Consider the following 22,841-nt stretch of genomic DNA (forward strand, 5'->3'; position numbering starts at 1 on the left):
TTGTTTCGCTGCGGCCAGCAATTCCGTCAAATGATCTGGCGGCGGCTCGCCCTTTTATTGCCCGGGAGGACCGGGCGGGCGATCTTTCTCCGAAGCCATACGATTCAGCGTCTCGTAAATTTTGCGCAGATAGGCCGTAATCGTGATCAGGCTCATCAGAATAAACCCGAGCATAATGAACGTTACGACTTCCCCGGTAAAAAAAGAGACGATGGCCAGCACGACGGCAAGAACGGTATGGATGACGTTGTTCGTCAGAGCTGCCAGCTCCTTTCCGTTATTTGAACCTTCCATTTGGCAATTCGCGTTTCACTTCCAGATCCCATCTAATTTGTCGGCATAAAAAAGAATGGCTTTTTTGTAAGAAGCGATTCCTTCGTCCCCGCTCGTTTCGCCCAACTGCCGGAGCACCAGCTCCATAGCCTTCGCATGTTCGCCAAGGTTGTACAGCGTCATCGCATAAAAAACCCGAAATTCCCGGGCTTCCGGATATTCCCGGATCGCCTGAAGAAAACATGTCCGGGCCGACTCTTACTCACCCAGCGCCCGGTACGTGCTGCCCAGACCGAGCCAGGCGCCCCGTCTCTCTTCACCCGCCAGGCCCAGCTCCAGCGCTTTCACATAGAAAGGCGCGGCCTCCTTTTCCAGCTCCATGGCGTCATGAATCCAGGCGCACTGGTACCAGTTGGAAGGAACAAGCGGCTCCTCCCTGACAAGTTCCAGCAGTAAAGCCCGTGCTTCCTCATGCCGTCCCGATTCTCTCAGCCGAATGGCTTCTTCCAGCTTTGTCATGATCCACTTCCTCCGGTTACGGTTTGAACAGGCCGGCTATTTAAAACGGGGCCGGATGCTTTTATCGAAAACGCGCTGGGTTTTGACCGGCTCAAATCCCATCTGCTCATAGAACGAAACCGCGTCCTGCCGGTTTACGTTCATCCTGACGCGCAGCTTGCCGAGTGCGGCTGAGCTTGTCCATTCCCCGCATCGTTTTACGAGTGTCCGCCCGATTCCCTGACCTCTGAATTTGCGCTCCACGATTAATCCGGCGATTTCGGCAAAGGGCTCGGATTCCAGCAAACAGCGGGCATGGACGTGAATCCAGCCGATGATCTCTCCTTCGTATTCCGCCGTAAGTACGACGTGATCGGGGGAGACTGAGAATGTATTCGAGCCTCTCCGCAAGCCGGTTTTCACTGGCGGGATAACCAAGCTGAACGGACAGCCGGGCCATTCCGGGAGCATCCGGGACCACCGCTTTTCGGTAGATAACGTCCCCGCTGTTGATTACAAAATCATCAGGTTCGGTCATGTAGGTTTCTCCTAGATCAGCTTGTAATAAAAGATCGTCGTGTGCAGACTCCCGTCGGACGATTTGGCGAAATGCGGGATGCGGCCCGCCTCCATATAACCGAAAGATTTGTACAGTTTGTTGGACGCGTCTCCTTCACGGGTATCCAGCACAAGAAGCGACCTTCCCTCCTCCGCCGCCGTTTCCTCCAAAGCTTTCATCAGCATATGAGCGATGCCCTTTCGCCGGTATTCGGGATGAACCATCAGCTTGACGACTTCCGCCCGGTGCGTGGCATTTCTTTTCATCGCCAGGTGAAGCTGGACGGTGCCGACGATTTTGCCGTCGCATACGGCGTTCCAGGCCAATACGCCCGGCTCAATCACTTTTTTCCAGTAAGTGTTCGCGTCTTCCCAGCTTACCGGCGGCAAAAATCCGATCGAAGCCCCATCCTCCACTACCCGGATCAGCAACTCCGTCAAATCGTTCAGAACATTCCCATCCATCGATTCCAGTTCATGAATCGTCACTCCTTGAGTCATGGTCGTTAACCTCCTTGCGGCCTGCGGCCTAATATTTTTTGCGTGATGCAGGGATAATTTCGTTTCTTTCAAAAGGTATAAAATAGGCTGCGGTCCTCAAGAAAAGGCACACAGTAATTTTTACAGAAAGCAGGCATCCTTTCTTTCATCCACGGATGCTTATCGGGATTATGTAAATGGAACGAATAAAAACCGAAAATCGACAGGAGCATAAACCCCTCCAGCAGATCCGGCCGCTCCCCGGCGGCACCTGGCCGGATAAGCGAGTACCCCTCCAGCACGGAATCTCTCGATTCCGCTTGTACGGTGAGCGAGCAGCCCGCCAGATCATATCCGTAATACCCGTGTCCGAACAGGCAGAAATCGATGAACGCAAAGCCATGCTCCGTCACAATGAGATTGCCTTTATTGATATCGGCGTGAATCAGTCCCCAAGTACTCCCGGACCGGCTGTGCCGCTCAAGCTTGTCCGCTATGCGCGCAAAAGTCAGGCCGGCGATCTCCAGGTCCTCTTCCCTGAAAAGACCCATAGAAAGCCCCGACCGGATTCGTGCGAGCATCTCCTCGTTCTGTTCCGCATCCGCGTAGCGGGGTCTCTTCAATTCGGCGGCCCCGGCGTAGGTTTGCGAGAACTCGTGCATGATACCGAGCTGCCGGCCAAGCTCTCTTACCCTCTCCCGGGAAAAAGATTCACCATGACCGACATCCCGGCCTTCGATCCATTCGAGAAGAGTACAAAATACGGCGGATTGCGATCCGGATTCCCCTTCAAGGTTTACAGACGTCACCCATTCGCCCGCATGGCTTGCGACCGGCTTCTGTACCCGCATCCCCGTACCGGCGCCAAGATCGGCCAGCCACTGCATTTCCGCCTGCAGCCCTTCGAGTGTATGCTGCAGCCCGTACAGCTTGTCCGTAACCGGCTTATGTATCCGGAGCAGGTAAGATTGCCCCGTGATTCCGTCCGTTACCCGGTAGGTCCTGTTTTCATTGTGCCGGATAAACCGTACGGACGGCTCGCGGACCGGGTAAGCGGCCAGAATACCGGACAGGAGGCCCTTATCATTCATGGCTGTTCTCCCTCCTCCTCGGTTCTTCTGTATGTCCCTTCCATATATACCTTCGATATGCACGTGCGCCTTCCTCTTTCCGGTTCATAAAAAGAGGATATCCGGAACACTAAAGTTCGGATATCCTTCATAAATGTGCAGGCCTGTCAGAGCCGGCCGCCTGTTTTTAGAAACAGGTGAACGAGCTGATCCGCCGGAGATCGATTCCGAAGAAGACCCATCTGAACCCCGTCCAGCGGAAACCGGCTACCGAAGTGCGGCCGACAAAGGTCGGGAAGTACCAGAACCGGCTGCCGTTGTCCAGCCAGATGAATGTATTGCGGAACAGGCAGCCGGAGATGGCGCCCGGATCAACCGCAAAGGGAGTCACCTGCGGCTCGAACTGCGGAGGAGGCGCCGTCGGCGCCTGCTGGCCCGGGCTGCCCCCGGGAAATCCCGGAATTCCCGGCGGGGGAGGCGTTCCCGGTCCCTGGCCGGGAAACGGGAAGAACGAACCTTGGCCCAGTCCTCCTCCCGGCGGAAAGAACGGTCCCTGGCCGCCTTGAAACCCCTGACTTCCTTGCGGCTGTGTAAACGATCCTTGAGGGAAGAAAAATCCCATGCTGCATTCACTCCTCTTCCTTAAGTAGGCTCCTATACTGTATGCCGGGACGGATGCCGGGGACTGGGCGGATGCGGATAAATTTACGGAGACCGGTCTGCCCACAGGTTGATACCATTCAGGCAGCCATACACGATGTTTCCGAACGTCCGTATGTCATCCAGATAGCTATATCCGCCGGGATTCGGCCCTGTCTGGTTATACATGCGGACCGCAACGGCTTCCTTCTCCGGGATAACGAGGCAGGCGCAGCCCGTGCTTCCGAGAGATTGATAAGAACCCGCAGGAAGCTCGGGCTCCAATTCCGTCAAGGAGCGCGGACGGTCCTGTACGAACCAGAAAAAACCGTTTCGGGGCTGAGAATCCCCAAGCCCTTCCGGACTGATGATTTCGGCGGTCCGCTCCCATACCGGACGAGGGAGCATCTGCATCCCGTTCCATAGGCAGGGCAGTGTCCGTCCCTGCCATATAAACCAAACAAGCTGACCCCATAAGGGACAGCTCGTTTGGCATGATTTTTGGGGTCGGTTTACTTCGTAGGGACCGGCCTTCATGAAAGATCTTGTTTTGTCTCCGAAGCAGGCCTGTTGTTACTTCTTTTTGTGGTAGTGATACCCGCTGCATAACCCTTTTTGTTTAGATTTCGCGGAGCAGTTGTGGCCCCCGTTTTTGTCCAATCTTCCGGGATGTGCGTAAGCCGAAGCGGATGTAGCCATAACGACCACGATAGCGACGATAAAAATAACGGTTTTTTTCAATGTTCTCACCTTGGACATACCCTATTCGCAGGGCTTAATGGAATTCTATCCCATTCTAACCCAGTTTCGAAAATCGGGATACGATTTGGCCCTACAATTTATCAACTTTTTAGATTCAGTTGGTGGCGGGACTGTCATCCGATGTTCCGTCCGGACCCACCGAAAATAAGTATACCTTATTGTCGGCCGGGTTCACGTAGGAGATGGAGTAAAAGTGCAGTTTATCGTTTTTCCAGCCGATAAATAAACTCGCTCCGATTTTTTTGTTATTCAAGCCTTCGAAATCAATTACATGATCCGGAGTCCCCTCAGGGCGTTCGTAGCCGGCCTCTTTGAAGTAATAAACTTTGGAGAAAGAATCGCTGCCATTTTCAACATCTCCGTTGTCGGTGGCATCTTCAAGTTTGACTTGGAGCCGGTCCGCCGCTTCTTCCCGGGTCAGACTCGGCTTCAACTTCTCTTTGATCTCGGCAATTTTTTGCGCGATCTGCTTGTCTCTGTCCGTCTCGCCGGATTGCGGAGGAGAAACAGGTGCGTCTTTGCCGGGAACGGACGTGATCGCGATCGTTTTCGCGTCATTGTTCCACTGGACTTGACCACCCATCGCTTCCACGACCGCTTTGGCCGGAACATAGGAAGTGCCGTCGATAATGACCGGGGCCAGCGTTTTTCCTTCCCCGTTTTTCGCGGTCCAGGCTTCATTGTCGAGCGTGATTTTGATATCGTGGTTGAGATAAGCTTCGATTTTCTCTACTCCGCCGGCAGCGTAACTCGTCGCTCCCAACGCTGCGGCCAAACCGCATGCACCCAACAGGGTCATGTACTTCTTTTTCATCATCTTCTCTCCTTCTCCTTGTTTTCTGAAATCAATACCACTTCCTTAGGAACAGTACGGAAATAAGTGTAGCACATAAATACTGTTTATTTTTAACAAATTTGTTAATTAAACTGTCCAAAATCAGTCCTTAAACAGCGCTCTTAAACCTCTACCATCCCGCTTCGCTCGTACGGATAATCGATCTGTTCCTTCACTTGGTCCGAAGCTTCACGCCCGGCAAGCATTTCGACTACATAGAGCCCCAGATCGATGGATGCCGATACCCCTGCACCCGTGACGATATGTCCGTCCTTAACGATTCTGGCCCGGACCACTTCCTTGCAGTACGGTTCCAGCAGCTCATAAGCTTTCGGATGCGTGGTTGCTTTCCTGTTCTCCAGAAATCCCGCCGCCCCGAGCAAAAGCGAACCCGTGCATACCGAAACCACATGTTTGACTTCAATCGCCTGCCTAAGCCAGTCCACGAATTCGCTTCGGAACCTGAGCTTTCTCGTCCCGAGACCGCCCGGAACAAACAGCAGGTCATATTCCGACAGGTCCGGTTTTATTTTGCCGGCACGGATCGTCAAGCCCTGCTCATCCTTTACCTCCGGCGCAAGCGCGCAAATATCCCATGTCGTTCCTTTCGTCTCGTCAAACAGGCGGAGCCGGTTGACAACATCGTAGAAGCCGATAAAATCCAGAAAAGTGATCCCGTCAAACACGATAAATGCGATTTTCATTTCCAACCTCCTTGCGGCTTGAAAGCTGATGAGAACAGTCGACTGACTTCCCGGATCTATTATCTATTCATCCCGGATATACAGAAGCGCAGCGTCGTTTGCAGGTATAATGCAATCCAAGTACTCATTTGATGCCGATTTAGTACGAAAGAAATCCGAATCAATGTATCATAGGCAGAATTATTTCTTCCAAAAAACGTGCAGATGGCTGTGAATCCCGCCATCTTTTAGCTTTATGCAGGTAAGGAACTTGCTCCGCTAGGCACGGAAAAACGCTCCGGCTCATCGAAAACTGTGCCGTTTCAGGATGAGGAAGAAGCTGTCCGATCAGACGCAGTACGATTCGTATTTTGCGCGAAAGCTTGGCCGAGATCCCGGATTAAGGAAGCCGAATCGTAAACCGAAATTCCGATATTGCGGATTTCCTCCTTCCCCTTCTCGTACACGCCCGAAATGGCGTCCTCCACCATGATCGCTTTGAAATCACGTTCGCTCGCCTCGTACATGCTCGTCCGGGGACAGTTCGGAAAATTGCAGCCCGTGAAAATAAGCGTGTCGATGCCCCGCTCCTTCAGAAACTCTTCCAATTTTGTGTTGTAAAAAGCTCCCCAGCGGGGTTTGTATACAACCCACTCCCGCTCCCCGATCTCCTGGATCTCTCCGCCGAGCAGCGCATCGAACTGAAGCTCCTCCGATTGAGGCGGCTTTATCGCATCCGCGAGATCCGCGCCCCTTGTCCCCGGCGCAGCGACAGCCGCTCCGGCCTCGATCCTTTCTTTGCGGCACAAATCCGCATTCGAGCCGTCGCGTTCGTAGATCCGGATCACGTGAATAACCGGAATGCCACTGGCCCGGCACTGTTCAAGGATCCGGCTCATAACGGGCAGCACCTCAATCGTGCCGGGAATCTCGGCCGGAACTCCGGGAAGGCTGAAATCATTCTGGGTATCGATCGTCAATAACGCGCATGCCGCTAAATTCGGCTGGATATACCTGCTCATTCCTGCTCATCCCCCTAATTTCCACTGTAATGTTTGGCAGCTTGCCGGAAACAACGGCAGCCCTTACAAGCTCCTGAGCACGTTTCTGCATAAATACAGCCAGAACTGCTTCTTCCGCCTCTATTTTCCACAATTATACATTCAGTTTCATCCTTCGTCTAATATAAGTCCCTTTCCTTACAGCTTTCTCATCAAGGCTTCCAGCGGCCCTCTCGAAAATTTGCGTCTCCAGAGAAAACTCACCCCGACCGCAGCGGCAAAATAGCCGATAGAATACGAGACCGAGAAAGGCAGAGAGCCGTTCTCCAGCACCCCCAGCGCCTCCAGAAGACCCAAGCCCGCAAGGACATGCAAAACATAGTGGCTCAGCGCCATCTGTCCGGTTTGGACAAGAGCCGTAATCACCCGCCGCCCGGGCATCTTCTCCATCATATAATTACAAAAAAGAATGATCAGCAGGGCCGAACTCGCTGCGGAAACCATATACAGCAGATTGGGCGGCATCGGCTTCGTCTCAAAAAGATAGCGTGCTCCCTCGTCCCCTATGGAAGTTGCACTCATCTGTATGGCGAGCCGCGAGATCAGTTCGCTTCCGGCGAAAAGGATCAGGGAGGCGGTCATCCGCTTGATACGCATAGAAGAATCGGTAAGATCCAGCCGTCCGATCAGCATCCCCGTTACAAAAAAAGCAAACCAGGGAAGCGCCGGGTGGAACCCGTTAAAGAACAGATTCCGGATAAAACCCCCGGCCGTCCAAAAATCCGTATACGCATGAAAAGAGGCATCCCATCCCGCCCTGTAATCAAACGCGAGCTGCGCGCATTGACCCGCCACTACGGCGGAAGCGGCCGTGCCCGCAAGGAAGCGGCCGGATGAACGGAGGAAGAAAGATGCCGCAAACAAAAACAAGGCATAGTAGTGCAAAATATCGGCCGTCCATCCCGCTGCAAGCAGAAACAGTCCGAGCGCAAGCAAATAGGCGGACCTTTTGCGGATGATCAGTTTCTGTTTCGCCAGCTCGGACTCATCGCCCCGCCGCGCTTTTCGGGTCATCAGGGAAATGCCGATCCCCGCCAGCACGACAAAAACCGCGGAGGCTCTCCCTTCGAACAAGCCCGCGAATGCGGCCAGCCACGAGGGTCCGCTTCCGTCCGCCATCATCGCGATCTTGTAGTTCACCACGATCATTCCGAAGATGGATAAAGCCCGGGCCAAATCCAGTCCTTCAACTCGCGATTCTTTTTTTACAGCCAGCATAAAAATCCTCCTTGGCTATTATTTTACTTACCGGTAAGTAAAATAATAGCCAAAAAAAGACCGGTCTGCAACCGGACGTTTTTTGAGAGGGCACGGCAGCCTTTTTTTACTCGAAAAAAATCAGCTTGTTTCCGAACGGGTCGGTCACCGTGCATTCAGTTGTTTCCCAAGGCGTGCGCACGATCCCGGGCCTGGCGTAGGGATAATTTTTGCCGGCCAGCGTCCTCTGCAAGTCTTCAACGCCGGAAACTCCGATGCGCAGCGTCGCCCCGGGACTGCAATCCCCGTGATGCTCACTGAGGTGAAGGATGATTTTATCCTTGGAAATCTGCATGTACAAGGGCATGCCGGGCTCGAAACGATGCTCCCAATCCAGCGTGAACTCCAGAAACTCCATATAAAATTGTTTGGCCTTATGTTCATCGAATATGCGCAAAATAGGGGTAATATCCGTTAAAGACATTCTCGGCACCTCCGGAGATGTTATTCAGGATTTCGTGTAACCGTAAAAACGGTAAGATCGTATTCGTTCACAGTCAAAAATTGCTTGGATCCCGGGTGATAGGCAGCTGCGGTTAAGCCCGCATTGGCGTACAATTCTTTTCCCGAACCTGGATCATAAACTGTTAATCCTTTATCCGGAGATGAGCAGTAGATATAGTCGTCGTAATAGAGCTCACCGGGAACGATTTTGAAAGAGACTGACTCCAGCCCGTCACGTACATCCATAATTCTCAAAAGAAAATCCTCAGAAAGCGGCATTTCTTCCTCATCCGCCAACAGCCCGGGATCATAACGCCCGATGATTCCGATTTTTGTTTTTCCGACCCAGCAGATAGGTTCGTTCCAGTCGTATTTGCCCCACCAAAGCGTTTTTCTGCTTTCCCCATCCTCGGATTCCCAAACATTTTCCGTTAACCAATTCCGTACATTCCACGCCGTAACGGAACCCGCAGGATGCCATATCCAGCCGTTATCTGCTATCCAGTCACCTCCGGGCGATACGAGAAGTTGTCCGTGAAAATAATCCAGGTAATGCCCGGCTTCCCCGGAGCCGTTCTCATCCGCATCGAATTCCGCATCCGGTCGCGGGATCACGGATTCTCCGGTATGAACGTCCGTAATATCGAGACGATTCCATGCCGTACCGTGCACAAACAAGGTGCGTTTATTATGTTCCAGAAAAGCGGTAGGAAACTTCGACTGCTTGAAATGATAGTCGTCCCTTTCAAAAGCACGCACTATTCTTTTTCGCGCCAAATCGACCAGTACTCCGTGCTTGCCATACGTGTTGACGACCGAGAGGAAATCTTCTTGTACCGAAATCTCAATCGTCACACTTTCCCCGAAATCTATTTCCGGGCATTCGATGGAACAGAGCTTTTCCACCGCATCCGTCGCGGTATCCAGCGTATACAGATCTCCTTTTTCCGTAACGGTTATAAATTTATTCGACCGTATCAGCGGCTTTGTATCAACCGGACGTCCATCCGGACGCGAGCCGAGCTTCTTGGTTTGGACTTCAAACATGTAGACCCCCACTTTCCCCCGGATCAACTTATCCACGTCTTGATCATGGCGAAGTACTCCCGGATCATATTGACCGGTTTGAGATGCGCCGGTGACGGGCTCGAAAGACCGTACGCTTCATAGCCTTCCCGTTTCGCCAGCAGCTTGGCCCGGTACATGTGATAGTCGCTAGTGACGATGAGGATTTTCGGATCCGTGACGCCTTTTTCTTTCAAAACGGTTTTGGTGAACCTCAAATTCTCACTGGTGCTTGTCGATACGCTTTCGAGAAAAATCCGGTTTTCCGCAATCCCTTTCTTCACCAGGTAGTCCCTCATGGCCACCGCTTCCGGCACATTCTCGCCAGGGCCCTGCCCGCCCGAAACGACCACGGCAGCGTCCTTTTTCCCGGAGATGTAAGGAAGCGCCGCATCCAGCCTCTGCTGAAGCGTGAGCGACAGCTCGTATCCTTTCAGCCCCGATCCCAAAATGACAACGGTGTCCGCTCCCGATGATTCGGCTTCGTCGGCACCCATTTGCGAGATCACGAACGATTCTACGGCGACGAAAGAAAGGCCGATCAGCAGCGAACCCGCCCACAGCGTTTTCCGGAGCTTGGCGTACTTCTTGAAATCAATCTTCCGGATAATCAGCAAAAGAACGACTGCGGCGCAGAAGAGCAACATCCCGAACCGCCCTCTGAACAAAAAGGGAGCGCTCAAAACGGTCAGTGCGAGCAGCACGTCCGCGGCTTTCGGTTTTCCGAACCGGCGCTTCATCGGCAGACCATCAGCAGGTTCCCGTCGGGGTCCGCAAAAGTAAACCAGTGTCCGTTCTCGATCCCCGTGACCAGCCGGACGCCACGGCTTTTCAAGTATGCGTAGGACCGCTCGATATCCCCGGTCGCGAATTGAACGACGGGCGTTTTAAAAATCGCCTCCGGCGAGTAAATTTTGCTGTCCAGCACAATGCCGGCCCCCTGCATAGGCAGCACATACAGATGGCCAAACAGCACCTCTCCGTCCGGAGGCAGACCCAGTATGCCGCTATACCAGGCCGCCGCTTGTCCGATATCGCTTACCGGAATAAAGACGGTGCGAATTTTGTTGTGAATGGGACTATCCATCCTCCTACCTCCTGTTCGATCAAGCATTGCGATGACGGGTGACGGCCGCTTCCCGAAACCGGGCGGGCTCTAGGCCGGCACGACCTTCTTCCCGAGCTTATGCCCGGCCAGCACGACCGGCAGCAGAAGCAGTCCCGAAGGCGCGCAGACGAGCAGATCCTGCCAGGTGGCCGCCCCGTCTCGGAGCAGCCTGTAGAACAAATAAACCGAATACGGCAGGACAACCATTACGGCCGTCACCACGCCGGGTGTGTAGGCTCTCAGCAGAACCGACTGGCCCAGATGGGTAAACACGTGAATGAACAAAAGCGCGTTGAACCCGATAAACAGGGCCCAAATCCCCCGCTCCGCCGCCAAATACGCAACCGGCACGAAAAGAATAAATTCAACAAACACGGCCACCGCAAACTGCGATGATGTGACGCCCGACATCTCCTGAAACAGCCTCTGCCAAGGTCCCGGAACTCTCGGCCGGAGCCGCTTGTAATTTTTTTTCATCCACGGCTCCACAAAAATGATTTCCTCGAAATCGTGAATCATAAACGCCGCAAGAAACAGCCAAACGACCGAGTTCAGCGAGATATAGTCATCTATGAGCATACATGTACGTCTCCTTCTTTCTTGCCCGGGACCGTGGAGACGGGAATGCGGAGCCCTTGTCCCCGCTCCGTATCGGAGACAAGACTTCCGTCCCGCTTCCCGCATCTGTGCCCTCTAGTCTTTGATGCCCCGGTATTTCGCGGTACGAAGTTCCTTGATATAAGCTTCCAACGCAGGCATCCCGGAATTCACCGCCAGACTGACGGAGCGTTCGATGTCGTAAGGAACCCGGACGAACCGGATTTCGAGCGGAGCAGGCGTCCGGGACTCGAAGCTTCCCTCCAGAATGACGTAGGAAGCCTGGGTCAGATCGAGCGGATTTCCGACGCTTCCGGCATTAAACAGCACTTTGCCGTACAAATGCTGGAGGTACGCGTTGTGAATATCGCCGTAGCCGGCGATATCGGCCGGAATCTCCTCCCGGCATTTATCGGAGGATTCGAAAAGAGATAGCCGCTTCTCCAGCTCGTCCCACGGCTGCACGCGCTCGTACAGGCTGCGGGGCGAAGCATGGAACAGCCGGACGTATTTGCCGCTCATATAAAATTCGAGCGAAAAAGGCAGCCCCGATAAGTATTCCAGCCGTTCTTTCCCGAGCACGTTCTGATGCCACTTCAGGTCCTCGATCTCCGTTTCCCGGGTGATGAAATCGTCCCAGTTGCCGCTGACGACCTCCTCGCAGTACTCGCGGATCAGATCGACCGCACGGTCGGAATCCGGTCCTTTGCCTATCAGATCGCCCAGGCAAAAAATTCTCGTGATGTCTTTGCGCCGGATATCCTCCAGCACGGCTTCCAGAGCCGGTATATTTCCATGAATGTCTGACAGGATCGCTATTTTGTCCACACGTTTGTCCTCCGTAAGTCCGGCAGGTTAACCTGCTCTCTGTATTGGGTTGTATCTACTTTCGATCCGTCCGAGGCGGCTTCCTTCTTTTCCCTCCCAAACAATCTTCCACTCCTTAGACGAAATATACGAAAAAAAGACTGCAATGATGACTCATCGCAGTCTCTTCCTTTAAGCTTTTTCAAATAAGGCCGTACTGATTTTGAACACCGCTTTGCGAATCGGGGAAGGAGCTTCCCCGCCTTCGCTTCCTAAACCGGGCCGGTGGATATCCTCCGGAAAAAAAACCGCATACATCCCCGGAGTCAGCCGGAGCCGTTCTTCTTCCGCGGCGGGCTCGAACAAGGTGTAATCCTGCTCCGGACTGCGCTCCGTTACGGCGCTCTTTCCGTTATCCGCCGACCATCCGATAGTCTCCATCCCTTCCAGTAGGAAATGAACGTCGATGTAGCGCTCGTGCTTCTCCGCTTTTGCTTCCGCAGGATCTTTGGATTCCAGTTCCATAATCGTGAAGAAAATATCTTCTCCCCGGACCGGATGCCTGCCGTTCTCCAGTTCCCGGAACGGAATTTTTTCCAGCCGGTCCACGACATCCGCCAGCGCGGGATGGGCAAACTTGCGGTCCTGCTTCCAGTTGTTGAGGCTTCCCAGTATCATGTCGTTCTCGCACCTTCGCTTATCAAATTCCGTGCACGGCTCCCCGCGCACAGTCTGGCTCCGCATGGCGGAAATCACCGCCGGACCTTAGTCTACTTGGACGTGTGGGCGATAATTTCGTTCGCTTTGCGGGCCCAATCGTCCAGCGCCTGCTGGGCCGTTTTCTTCTTCGTGAAAGCCGCCTGCAGCTCCGGATAGAATGCGCTTCGCGTTTCCGGGTAGCCCGGTACGGACAGACCGATGTTGCCCGCGTATTTAAACAGGCCGATGGTTTTGTTCTGAAGCGTACCTTCCGCGTAGTTCGACGCCATGGATTTGCGGGCGCCGATGACCGATTCCGCCTTGGCCATCTTGGCCATATTTTCCGGCGTGTTCATATACTTGACGAATTCTTTCGACCACTTCATCTTCGTTTCGTTCTTCGTGTTCCATGCCCAGGTTCCATACCCGAACAGAACGGTGTTGGAGCTTTGGCCGTCGAGAGACGGATAAGGCACGAGGTCGACCTCGAACTTCTTGGCGTTGCCTTCGGTAAACGCTTTATTGAGCACCGGCAGGTTGCCGATATTGCCGAACATCATGCCGAGCTTGCCCTGCACGAACATATCGCTGAATTCGGTGCTTGCCTTGAGGCCGGCCGCTCCCGGAGGCACAACGCCTTCGTCGACCATCTTCGTCATGAATTCGACGCCTTTGGCCCCTTCCGGCGAGTTGAGAACCGCTTTGCTGTTGTCTTCATTCCACGATTTCGCGCCGAATCCCCACAGGAACGAATGGTTGCCCTGGTCCCCGCCCGTATCCCCGGCATAAAGGCCATAGCCGTATACCTGCTTGGCGGGGTCCGTCACCGCTTTGGCCGCTTTCATAAACTGGTCGTACGTCCACGGCTGCATATTTTGCGGCAGCAGGTCGAGCGCGCCTTTTTCCTTGAACAAGTCCTTGTTCACCAGGAGCCCGATCGCTACCGTGCTGTTCGGATAGATGTACGCTTTGCCGTCGACGGAGACGCTTTGGAGCGTCTTTTCTTCAAAATCCGCCTTGTCGATAATGTCGTCGAGCGGCACGAGCAGTCCTTTTTTCGCATAGGAGAGCGGCCAGAAAAAGGAGCCCTGCTGGATGTCCGGAATTTCGTTCGTGTTGGCCGCAATCGAAATCCGTTCGTTGATTTTGTCGTCCGGCGTGCGGACCATGTTGATCTTGACGTTTGGATTCGCCTCTTCGAAGCCTTTCTTGATCTCGTCGTAGGCAGCCTGAACGTCGCCGCGGGTATCGACCCACCAGGTCAGCTCGACCTTTTCTTTGGAACCGCCGGCGTCACCGCCTGACGACCCTTGGGCGCCGGAGCTGTCCCCGGACTTGGCGCAGCCGGCGGCTGCAGTGACGACAAGCGCGGACGTAAGCAGAGTGAGCGCTAACTTTTTCAAAAGAATTCCCCCATATGTTCATAGTGATTGATGCAGGATTCATCCATCCGCGTGATGGTCACGCGCAGGAACTCATTGTACCGGGCGGAGGAAGGCGGTCAGCCTTTCACGCCGCCCAGCGTAATTCCTTTGACAAAATAGCCCTGGAAGAGGACGAACACCGCGAGCACCGGTACGAACCCGATCGTGGCTGCCGCCATCTGCATGCCATAGTTCGCGACATATTCCGAAACGAGTGTGGCGATGCCGACGTTCATGGTCATTTTGGTGTTATCGCTGAGCATGATGAGCTGCCACAAATAGTCGTTCCAGGCGTAGGTGAAGGCGAAAATCGCCAAGGCCCCGATGGCCGGTTTCACAATCGGCAGAAACAGCCGGAAGAAGATGCCGAGCTCCGAGCAGCCGTCGATCCGCCCCGCCTCCAGCAGCTCCGTCGGAACGGAATCGCTGAACTGCTTCATCATGAAGACGGCGAACGGGATCGTCAGCACCGGCAGGATGACGCTGAGCAGGTTGTTGACGAGCCCCAGATCGCGCATCATCGTAAAGAGCGGAACGAGCGTGATCTGCCGCGGGATGAACATCGCGATGAGAATGACGGTGAACACGATCCCCGCGCCCTTGAACTTCCGCTTGGTCAGCGCGTAGCCTGCCATCGAAGCGACGAGGCAGACGCCGACGGTCGAAACGACCGAGATGATCACGCTGTTGGAGAGCCAGTAGAACACGGAGCCGTCTTCGAACAGGCTTTTGAAATTGACCAGCGTCGGAGAGGTCGGGAACCAGTCCGGCGGTATTTTTACCGTTGACGACTGGTTTTTAAAAGCGCCGGTGACCATCCAGTACAGCGGGAACAGGAATACGGCGGCCAGTGCATAAAGCAGGATGTTGGACAGGAGCTTGTACGCCCAGTAAACGGATTTTGCCATAACGGTCCTCCCTTTCTTAAAAATCCACGTCGGACTTCATCAGCTTGAACTGCGCGATAGCCACGACCGAAATGAGCGCCGTAATGACGATTCCCATCGCGGAAGCCAGTCCCAGCTGCCCGTATACGAAAGCGGTGTCGTACAGCAGGTACATGATCGTCGACGTCGCGTAGTTGGGACCGCCGCCCGTCAGCATCTGGACCACAACGAACGTCTGGAAAGCCCAGATCGTCGACATGACGATAATATACAGCGAGGTCGGCTTGAGCAGCGGCATCGTGATGTGCCAGAACTTCCGGAACGAGGAAGCGCCGTCCAAATCGGCCGCCTCGTAATAGTCCGGGGAAATGTTCCCCAGCGCGGCCAGGATCAGAATGATCGGCTGCCCGACGTTGAAGGTCACGACGACGAAAATGAGCGCGAGAAGCGCGAATCTTTCGTCCGACAGCCACATGACCGGCTGCATGCCGATCAGCGACAGCGTGTAGTTGGCGATGCCGTTCACCGGGCTGTAAATCCAGGCCCAGATGAGCGAAAGAATGACCTGCGACGTAATAACGGGCAAATAAAAAGCACCCCTGAAAAAAGAAGCCAGATGCTTATGCTTGCCGTAAATCGTAACCGCTGCGAATACGGCGAACAGAAACGTCAGCGGCACCGTGCCGAGGACAAAACCGAACGTGTTGGCGATCGAGCGCAGAAACACGCTGTCGGTAAAAAGCTTCGTGTAATTCTCCACGCCGATCCATGTCTGCTTGCCGAGCCCGTAATCGAAAAAGCTGAGATAGAACGCTTTTATAATGGGATAAATCTCGAATAAGACGAACAGGATCGCGTACGGCGCGATAAAAAAGAGACCCCAGAAATTGCCCTTCAGCGAGCGGGCCGAGCGAATCGTTTTAGCTGCCAAGACCACCCCTCCATTCTCCATGATTGCGTTTACATCTTTGATTATAGAAGGGTCGGGCTTGCGCCGACAGGAACGCTTCCCTTTAAAATGTTCACTCTGTTACGGACTTTGCCGCACTGTTCACTCCTCTACGGAAAATGTTCATTTTATTAAGAAAAAAGAACCCCGGTTACGCTGCCGTCACGAGGGCGCATGCCTGATCAGACGGTCCGGGGCATTCCTCCGCACAAGTATTTCGAGCGGTACTGCTGGGGGCTTTCCCCTTTTATTTTTTTGAAAAGCCGCCCGAAGTAATTGAAATTCCCGAAGCCAACTTTCTCCGCAATCTGATACACCGGCAGTCTCGTTCCCGCAAGCAGCTCGGCGGCCTTCTCGATGCGGATTCCGTTCACATAGTCGGTAAAACCGACCCGCGTCTCTTTCTTGAACAGGGAGCTTAAATAATTCTCGCTCATCGCGACCATGGACGCCGCCCGCCGCAGCGACAGTTCTTCCGCATAGTGGACATTGACGTACCCGATCAACTGCCGTATTTCGTCGCGGAAGCTGCCCGGCACGACAATTTCCCCCTGTCCGCAGCCGTAATCGATCAACTGCCCGAACCAGTCCCTGGCCTCCGATACATGACGGAAACCCAGCACCTGCTTGTACAGGGGCAGTTCACGCTCAAGCGGCTCCAGCATTCCGGCGTGATGCGGTTCCAGCGCCTGCTGGATCGTGTGCAGGAGGCGGAGGCACCACGGCATGAACTGTTCGACCGGACCCGCCCACTCCAGAATCCGGTCGAACAGCAGTTGCAGAAGATCCTTCGCTCCCGCCGCATGCATCTGCCTGACGGCGGCCCGCAGTTGCCGCTCGTCTTCCGGCGTAAGAAGAGGCGCTCCCTCCCGCTGAATACCCCGGGGCGTATACACATGGATGCCGGGCCGGGCATCGTAGAAGCACCGCTCCAGCGAAGCCGCCGCTTCCCGGTAGGCGCCCGCAAGCCCGGACCGGCCGCTGAACGCTCCGCTGACACCGCCGGCGACGGCAAGGTTCAGGAAGCGGCGCGCGGCCGCGGCGAGCTCTTCGCCGAGCCGCTTCGCTTCCTCCGCGGAGCCGTCGTCCGTGCCGGAGGCGGGGATCAGCAGCGCGATGTCGCCGGTGCCGGCCGGCTGGAACATCGTCCCAAACCGGCCGCCGAACTGGAGCCGGACGAGGTGAGCCAGCCGGTCGTGCAGCGCCGCGGAAGCGCCGGACATCGGCTCCGGGCGGACGGCAAGCAGCCGCAGCCGATCCGCGAACGGGTCCGGCTGCGGCGGGGCGGCGTCCGCGGGCAGGGAGCCGGGCGGGGCTTCCCCGCCGGCGGCACTTGCGGCAGGCAGGGCATCTTCGGCCGGGCTGCCGGCTGCCGCTGCCCCCCTAGAGCCCGCCGCAGGCCGCTCGCTCCGGCCTGCGCCGCTCGCGCCGTGCCGCTCCGCCAGAGCTTCTGCCGCCGCCCCGCCGCTTGCCGTTCCTCCGCCGGAGCCGGCCGGGGGCCGTTCCCCGCGAGCCGCTCCGGGAGCGTACTCCGGCGCTGCCAAATCCAGCAGCGGGAGCACGCCCGGGGTACCGGCGCCGCTGCCCGTACCGTCTCCGGCCGGATTGTACCGCCGAAGCCGAACCTCGGCGCCCGATACTTCCTCCGGAGCCGGGGAGCCCTGAGACCGCCCTTATTTTGGCCGCTACCCCGGCAAGCATGTCCACCAGCTCCTCCGGCTTCAGCGAAGCTTTGAGAATATAGTCCTCCACGCCCAGCTTCATCGCCTGCCGCACGTAATCGTAATCCGTATGGCTGCTGAGCACGATCATATGAATGTGCGGATAGTCCCGCTTCACGTGCCCGATCAACTCGATTCCGTCCATCCGGGGCATTACGATATCGGTAAGCACGATATCCGGCTTGACTTCCCCGATAAGAGCCAATGCTTCCCGGCCGTCCTGGGCATCGCCCGCATACGTGAATCCGTGCCGCTCCCAGTCGATCAGCGATTTGATCCCCAACCGGACGAGAAACTCGTCGTCTACCAGCATAATTTTCATGTTCCGTCTCTCCTTTCTCCTGTCTGTCTGAGCGGAAACTTAAGGGTGACCGTAGTCCCCGCCCCCGCCTCGCTGTCCACTTCCAGTCCGTAACCGCCCCCGTAGTGCAGGCGAATCCGCTCCTGCACGTTACGCAGCCCGACACCCGGGGAGGAGCCGTCCGGGACCGCCAGTTCCTTCCGCAAAGCCTCCAGCTTAAGCCCGCTTATGCCGCAGCCGTTATCCGCCACGGTAAGGATCATGAGGCCCCGCTCCCGCCTGACCTCCGCCCCGATCGCAATGACGCCCGGGCGGTCGAGAAGCTCGATGCCGTGGCGGATGCTGTTTTCAACCAAGGGCTGAAGCAGCAATTTGATCATCTCCTGGTCTCCGCAATCCGGAGGCACATCCACGTGCAGCGTCAGCTTTTCGGAAAAACGCAGCTTCATCAAGGTCACGTAATGTCCGATATAGTCCAGCTCTTCTTTCAGCGGAATCAGGGTTTCCCCTCTTCCTATACTCGCCTCCATCATGCTTCCGAGACTGGACAGCATTTCACCCACTTCCCGGTCCTCGCGGATATAAGCCATCCATTTGATATTGTTGAGCGTGTTCAATATAAAATGGGGATTAATCTGCGCCTGCAACGCCCGGAAGCGCATTTCCTCCTTCTTCCGGTATTCCTCTTTCAGGCGCCGAAGCAGATCGCGGATTTGCGCGGACATGCCGTTATAGGTGGCGATCAAGGTCGAAATTTCGGCCGGTCCCGCTTCATGCAGAGAGCTGTTGAAATCGTTTTTCTCGATTTCGCTCATTTTTTTGTTGAGCAATTTTAGCGGACGGGTGACCCGGTGGGTAACGGTGACGGCAAGGAGCATAAACACGAGCCCGATGCCCGCGACCGTAAGCCGGTTTGTCCGCCGGAGCTCATAAATTTCGCTGAATACCGTCTCATGGGGAATATATTGGACGAGCTTCCATCCCGTCAGGCCGACCGTCGCGTAACCCGCTATCCATTTTTTGTCCCCGATTTCCATGATGAGCTGACCTTTGGAGGACGTCTGAATCGTTTGCAGCGATTCGGGACGCAGCGAGATTTCTTCCATGCCCGGGGGTACCGAACTGGAAATAATACGGCCGGTCTGGTCCAGCAGTACGACCTCGCCTTCCAGCTTGGCCAGCATTTTCTGCAAATCGCTGTCCTTGACGCTGAGCAGCAGAGTGCCGATATTTCGGTTGGCGTCGGTAACCGTTTTGACGAGCGTGAGCAGCCTGCTTTTGTCATAGTAGAGATAATGATCCCGGTCGTTCACCAGCCATTTGATTCCGTAAGGCTCTTGGAGCGTTTGCCGGTACCAGTCGGACTTCAGATATGTTTCATACAAATCGGGTCCCACATACTTCGTGCTCATCCAACTGCCGTGCCTGTCCAGCAGGGTGACATAGGTTTCCGTAAAAAAGGGAGTATGCAGCTTGTCCAGCACACTGTCGGTTATCCGCAGCTTGTCGTAGTACGTCGTCGCTTCCGGCTGTTTCAGCATGGCGGTGATCCCGGGGTTCAGCGATAAATCCACGGCGGCTTTCAGCACGTCCTGAAAAAACAGTTCCAGATTGCCGTTGGCCTGATTGAGCGCTTCCTGGGCGGAATTGCCGATTTTGGTTTCGATTACGGTTTCCAGCGGCTTATCGATCCAATAGGAGCTGAGCAGAAGCGGAAAAATCAGAACGAGCGCGATCACGAGCAGAAACTGATTATGAAGGGAATTCCACTTCTGCAGCAGCCGTGATGTATTTTTCATGGGAACCCCCTGCGTAAGGCCGTTGAAGGCCGGATAAGTAGACGGAGGAAAAAAAGATTCTTTCAAACCGTCACAATCAACGGCTTGAAAGAACCGGAACCAACCCTGCGGGTAACGTAAAAAGTACAATCCCTCCTTCCCTTGAAGCGGAAAAGTACCGCGTCTTCCATCCGCCTGTAGCGGGTTTACGGATTTTTAATCCAATCCAGATTAAAACGGGTGAACATGATCTGACCGGACTCTCCTTCGTAAAGGAGGCCGATGCTCTTGTCCGGCAGCACCGTCATGGATGAATATGCGTAGCTGCCTGGGGTTAAGACCTTGGAGTAGGACCAGGTGGAGCCCCCGTCCTCGCTCAACCGCACCGTGCCGTTGGTCCGGCTGCCCGTGCTGGCGGGATTGGCGAACAGGACGCGGCGTTTGCCGTCTCCGAGGTCGGGGAAGTTCACGGCCGTAAGCTGGCAGTACGGTTCCGGCAGAGCGGCGTCGAAGGTGACATTGTTGTCCCATGTGGCTCCGCCGTCCGTGCTTGTCGCTACCGCCACCCGCTTTTCGCCGGCGGTGTTGCGCATGAACATCTTCAATCCTCCGCCGGGAAGCTCGATGACCGCATCCTCCGTGAGTTGAGCCGTGCCGACGTTAAGCGTCTGCGCGTTCAGAACGGCCCCGTTGAAGACCCGGCCGTCGTTCGGCGACTCTCCTCTTTTCCAGGTCTTGCCGTGATCGTCGCTGTAGATGACCGCACTGGACTGGAAACCTCCGGTGTTCGTGTAATAAACCGGGAACACGAGCCGTCCCGCGTAAGGACCCGAACCGATCGCAATGCCGTTTCCGGGACCCGTGCCCATAAACTTCATCCAGCCGGCTTTGACCTGCGCGTTAAGGTCGACCGGTGCGGACCATGTCAGGCCGTCGTCGGTGCTTTGAATAAGCTGAAGGTAGGACGTGCCGTACTCGTGCAGACTTTCCGGAGCGATACCCATCTTAAGATAAATGTTGCCCGCATATGCCGTACCGTTGTACACGTCTCCGTTATCGCGGACGGTATAGGCCGTAACGGCTCCCGCGCTGTTGTAGACGGCGCCGTTTCCTCTCAGCGTGTAAGTTCCGCCGGCATTGTCGGTAAGAATCTTGTAGCCGTTTGCATCGGAGCCGGTTCCCGCCTTCGCCTGCCCGAACCCGTATCCGCCCGGGAAATGGTCGATCAGCGCGAAAAGCGTGCCCGTCGCCGGGTCCTGCAGAAGCTCGGAGTCGATCACGGACGCCCCGTTCGCACCCGAGCCGGGATAGTCGACCAGCACCTGGATGCTGTTCCAGGTCTGCCCCCCGTCCGTGCTTCTGCGGATGGCGAAGTTGATGTCGTTCGGGCTGTCCGCATTGCCCGGGATGCGCTGGTCTATGCCCGCGATCAGCGTTCCCTTACTTGTGGTGAGCAGGGACGGAATGCGGTAGCCCGCGGAGCCGAACATATTCGGACCGAAAAGCGCGGCCGGAACGGTTTTGAACGCGCTGCCCATGAAGGTGACCGCTGTAACCGGAGCGCTCCACTGGCCCGCGCCGCGGCTGTTGCGGGCACGGATTTTATAAGAATGCGTGGAACCCGCCGCAAGGCCCGTATGCAGGTAAGGCGAGCTTACGCCGCCGATGACGGTCCCGTCCGCTTCCAGATCGTAGCCGGCCGCACCGGGAGAGTCGTTCCAGCTCAGATACACCTCGGACGCCTTCGTCGCTTTGGCGCTCAAGCCCGCCGGAACCGGAGGCGTACCGTCTCCGCCCAGCGCGTAAACGCCGATTTCGGCGGCGGAAGCGAAGCCCCCTGCTCCTGCGAGCGCTTTCAACTTCACGTAACGGGCACCGTTTGCCGCGAATACCGCTGTCTTCAGCGTCTTGTCGTTGGCCCAGGTTCCGGAAACCGCTTTGGTGAAAGCCGTCCCGTCCGCGCTCGTGTAAATCTCGTAGCTTGTGATCGTTCCGTTCGATGAGCTGTCCTGTCTGGGCAGATAAGTCAGCTTGGAGAGACTGTATGCACCGCCCAGGTTAAGCGTGATTTCCCGGGTCGTATCCGTGCCGTTCCAGAAGGTGTGCCACATCGTGGCCGTATTCCGGTCCAGCGCTTTGGCCGGCTCGTCGCCGGTCTGGAAGCTCGACGCGGAAGCGGTCATGGCGCTTTGCGCGAGCGCGCGGTCCGTGCTGACGGCCAGCGCTTCGTCCGCGGACAGCGCCTTGTCGTAGACCTGGACGAAAGCGATGTCGCCCGCATAATACCACTGGCCTCCCCCGTCATCCGCGTTGCGGCCGATCCACATGCCGTCCGGCGTTTTCACGTTCGGGAAAAAGCTCGCCGACGAGTCCGAAGCGCTCAGTGCGCCGTCGATATACATCGCCGTTCCGCCGCTTCCGGCGGTCAGCACGACCGTATGCCAGTTTCCGTCATTGGAAACGGAGGAAGCCGGTGCGCTCAGCCGGGTGGCGTACACGCCGTTTTCCCGGTTTTCGAAATACAGCGTGCCGCCGTTCATCGTCAGCGACATGTTGCTGGAAGGATCTTTTGTATCCGAAAGGCTGAAAATCGTTTTCACGGCCGCGCCGCTGGACGTTCTTACCTTGGCGGCAATCGAGCCCTGTGCGAGACCGGATACTTTTGAAATATCTGCCGTTATATCCGTGAAATCCGTAGTTCCGTTAAACGTTTTGTTCACCGGATAGTCCAGGACGGGCGCACCCGGCAGGGCAGCCGAGGCGAGTTCCGCTGTCAGGCCCGAACCCAGCAGCCATAAGGCAAGAGCAAGCGATAACACTTGAACAACCGGCGAAAACATTCTTTTTTTCTTCAATAAAACGACCTCCTCGGGTACATGTTTTTGAAGCTGTCTTCATTTTAGGCCCTGCCGGACACGCTTGAAATCCCTTACTCTTTACTTTAC

25 protein-coding genes and 1 pseudogene are annotated in these 22,841 nt (G+C 55.7%); all 26 read right to left on the reverse strand.

Features of this window, described 5'->3' with window-relative positions:
• Positions 1-54: 54 nt before the first annotated feature.
• The 26 genes and pseudogenes from ABC395_RS18630 to ABC395_RS18755 all read right to left on the reverse strand — a co-directional run bounded on the left by ABC395_RS18630 (position 55) and on the right by ABC395_RS18755 (position 22,751).
• Positions 55-294 (reverse strand): hypothetical protein, encoded by a 240-nt coding sequence (locus ABC395_RS18630; RefSeq protein ID WP_413005371.1) that lies wholly within the window; start codon positions 292-294, stop codon positions 55-57.
• A gap of 15 nt (positions 295-309) precedes the next feature.
• A pseudogene (locus tag ABC395_RS18635) lies at positions 310-792 on the reverse strand (tetratricopeptide repeat protein).
• Positions 793-828: 36 nt separating this feature from the next.
• Complete coding sequence (locus ABC395_RS18640) at positions 829-1,242, reverse strand: GNAT family N-acetyltransferase (protein WP_413005373.1); 414 nt, start codon at positions 1,240-1,242, stop codon at positions 829-831.
• Between the two features lie 78 nt (positions 1,243-1,320).
• Positions 1,321-1,830, reverse strand: a complete 510-nt coding sequence (locus tag ABC395_RS18645) for a GNAT family N-acetyltransferase (protein ID WP_413005375.1) — start codon at positions 1,828-1,830, stop codon at positions 1,321-1,323.
• 68 nt (positions 1,831-1,898) lie between these two features.
• A complete protein-coding gene (locus ABC395_RS18650) occupies positions 1,899-2,900 on the reverse strand; it encodes a phosphotransferase enzyme family protein (protein WP_413005376.1) in 1,002 nt (333 codons plus the stop codon).
• Between the two features lie 166 nt (positions 2,901-3,066).
• Positions 3,067-3,501: a transporter gene (locus ABC395_RS18655; RefSeq protein WP_413005378.1), complete on the reverse strand. Its 435-nt coding sequence runs from the start codon at positions 3,499-3,501 to the stop codon at positions 3,067-3,069.
• An 83-nt stretch (positions 3,502-3,584) separates the two neighbouring features.
• Complete coding sequence (locus ABC395_RS18660; RefSeq protein ID WP_413005380.1) at positions 3,585-3,926, reverse strand: hypothetical protein; 342 nt, start codon at positions 3,924-3,926, stop codon at positions 3,585-3,587.
• Between the two features lie 165 nt (positions 3,927-4,091).
• A complete protein-coding gene (locus ABC395_RS18665; protein WP_231392012.1) occupies positions 4,092-4,268 on the reverse strand; it encodes a YHYH domain-containing protein in 177 nt (58 codons plus the stop codon).
• 106 nt (positions 4,269-4,374) lie between these two features.
• Positions 4,375-5,097 carry a stalk domain-containing protein gene (locus tag ABC395_RS18670; RefSeq protein ID WP_413005382.1) on the reverse strand — a complete coding sequence of 241 codons (723 nt, stop codon included), beginning with the start codon at positions 5,095-5,097 and terminating at the stop codon, positions 4,375-4,377.
• A 140-nt stretch (positions 5,098-5,237) separates the two neighbouring features.
• Positions 5,238-5,819: a DJ-1/PfpI family protein gene (locus ABC395_RS18675; protein ID WP_413005384.1), complete on the reverse strand. Its 582-nt coding sequence runs from the start codon at positions 5,817-5,819 to the stop codon at positions 5,238-5,240.
• Between the two features lie 302 nt (positions 5,820-6,121).
• Positions 6,122-6,820, reverse strand: a complete 699-nt coding sequence (locus ABC395_RS18680; RefSeq protein ID WP_413005386.1) for a cysteine hydrolase family protein — start codon at positions 6,818-6,820, stop codon at positions 6,122-6,124.
• A 177-nt stretch (positions 6,821-6,997) separates the two neighbouring features.
• A complete protein-coding gene (locus ABC395_RS18685) occupies positions 6,998-8,077 on the reverse strand; it encodes a DUF418 domain-containing protein (RefSeq protein WP_413005388.1) in 1,080 nt (359 codons plus the stop codon).
• A 106-nt stretch (positions 8,078-8,183) separates the two neighbouring features.
• Positions 8,184-8,540 (reverse strand): glyoxalase superfamily protein, encoded by a 357-nt coding sequence (locus tag ABC395_RS18690; protein WP_413005390.1) that lies wholly within the window; start codon positions 8,538-8,540, stop codon positions 8,184-8,186.
• Between the two features lie 20 nt (positions 8,541-8,560).
• Positions 8,561-9,607 carry a hypothetical protein gene (locus tag ABC395_RS18695; RefSeq protein ID WP_413005392.1) on the reverse strand — a complete coding sequence of 349 codons (1,047 nt, stop codon included), beginning with the start codon at positions 9,605-9,607 and terminating at the stop codon, positions 8,561-8,563.
• A gap of 23 nt (positions 9,608-9,630) precedes the next feature.
• Positions 9,631-10,365 (reverse strand): YdcF family protein, encoded by a 735-nt coding sequence (locus ABC395_RS18700; RefSeq protein WP_413005394.1) that lies wholly within the window; start codon positions 10,363-10,365, stop codon positions 9,631-9,633.
• Positions 10,362-10,712 carry a VOC family protein gene (locus tag ABC395_RS18705; RefSeq protein ID WP_413005395.1) on the reverse strand — a complete coding sequence of 117 codons (351 nt, stop codon included), beginning with the start codon at positions 10,710-10,712 and terminating at the stop codon, positions 10,362-10,364. Before ABC395_RS18705 ends, ABC395_RS18700 begins: the two co-directional genes overlap by 4 nt.
• A gap of 69 nt (positions 10,713-10,781) precedes the next feature.
• Positions 10,782-11,312 carry an HXXEE domain-containing protein gene (locus ABC395_RS18710; RefSeq protein WP_413005396.1) on the reverse strand — a complete coding sequence of 177 codons (531 nt, stop codon included), beginning with the start codon at positions 11,310-11,312 and terminating at the stop codon, positions 10,782-10,784.
• 114 nt (positions 11,313-11,426) lie between these two features.
• Positions 11,427-12,158, reverse strand: coding sequence for a metallophosphoesterase family protein (locus tag ABC395_RS18715; protein WP_413005398.1), 732 nt, complete (start codon positions 12,156-12,158; stop codon positions 11,427-11,429).
• A gap of 171 nt (positions 12,159-12,329) precedes the next feature.
• Positions 12,330-12,815: a NanQ anomerase/TabA/YiaL family protein gene (locus tag ABC395_RS18720; protein ID WP_413005400.1), complete on the reverse strand. Its 486-nt coding sequence runs from the start codon at positions 12,813-12,815 to the stop codon at positions 12,330-12,332.
• Between the two features lie 92 nt (positions 12,816-12,907).
• On the reverse strand, positions 12,908-14,239 hold the full coding sequence (locus ABC395_RS18725) for an ABC transporter substrate-binding protein (RefSeq protein WP_413005402.1): 1,332 nt from the start codon (positions 14,237-14,239) through the stop codon (positions 12,908-12,910).
• Between the two features lie 98 nt (positions 14,240-14,337).
• Positions 14,338-15,168 (reverse strand): carbohydrate ABC transporter permease, encoded by an 831-nt coding sequence (locus ABC395_RS18730; protein ID WP_103993443.1) that lies wholly within the window; start codon positions 15,166-15,168, stop codon positions 14,338-14,340.
• A 16-nt stretch (positions 15,169-15,184) separates the two neighbouring features.
• Positions 15,185-16,078, reverse strand: a complete 894-nt coding sequence (locus ABC395_RS18735) for a carbohydrate ABC transporter permease (protein WP_413005404.1) — start codon at positions 16,076-16,078, stop codon at positions 15,185-15,187.
• Positions 16,079-16,278: 200 nt separating this feature from the next.
• Entirely contained in the window at positions 16,279-17,541 is a 1,263-nt protein-coding gene (locus ABC395_RS18740) for a helix-turn-helix domain-containing protein (RefSeq protein WP_413006766.1), read from the reverse strand.
• On the reverse strand, positions 17,480-18,139 hold the full coding sequence (locus ABC395_RS18745; protein WP_413005406.1) for a response regulator: 660 nt from the start codon (positions 18,137-18,139) through the stop codon (positions 17,480-17,482). Before ABC395_RS18745 ends, ABC395_RS18740 begins: the two co-directional genes overlap by 62 nt.
• Positions 18,136-19,917, reverse strand: a complete 1,782-nt coding sequence (locus tag ABC395_RS18750; protein WP_413005408.1) for a sensor histidine kinase — start codon at positions 19,915-19,917, stop codon at positions 18,136-18,138. The genes ABC395_RS18745 and ABC395_RS18750 overlap by 4 nt, the downstream gene beginning before the upstream one ends.
• A gap of 185 nt (positions 19,918-20,102) precedes the next feature.
• Complete coding sequence (locus ABC395_RS18755; protein WP_413005410.1) at positions 20,103-22,751, reverse strand: exo-alpha-sialidase; 2,649 nt, start codon at positions 22,749-22,751, stop codon at positions 20,103-20,105.
• Positions 22,752-22,841 lie beyond the last annotated feature (90 nt).

Source organism: Paenibacillus canaveralius (assembly GCF_047238265.1).
GTDB lineage: Bacteria > Bacillota > Bacilli > Paenibacillales > NBRC-103111 > Paenibacillus_F.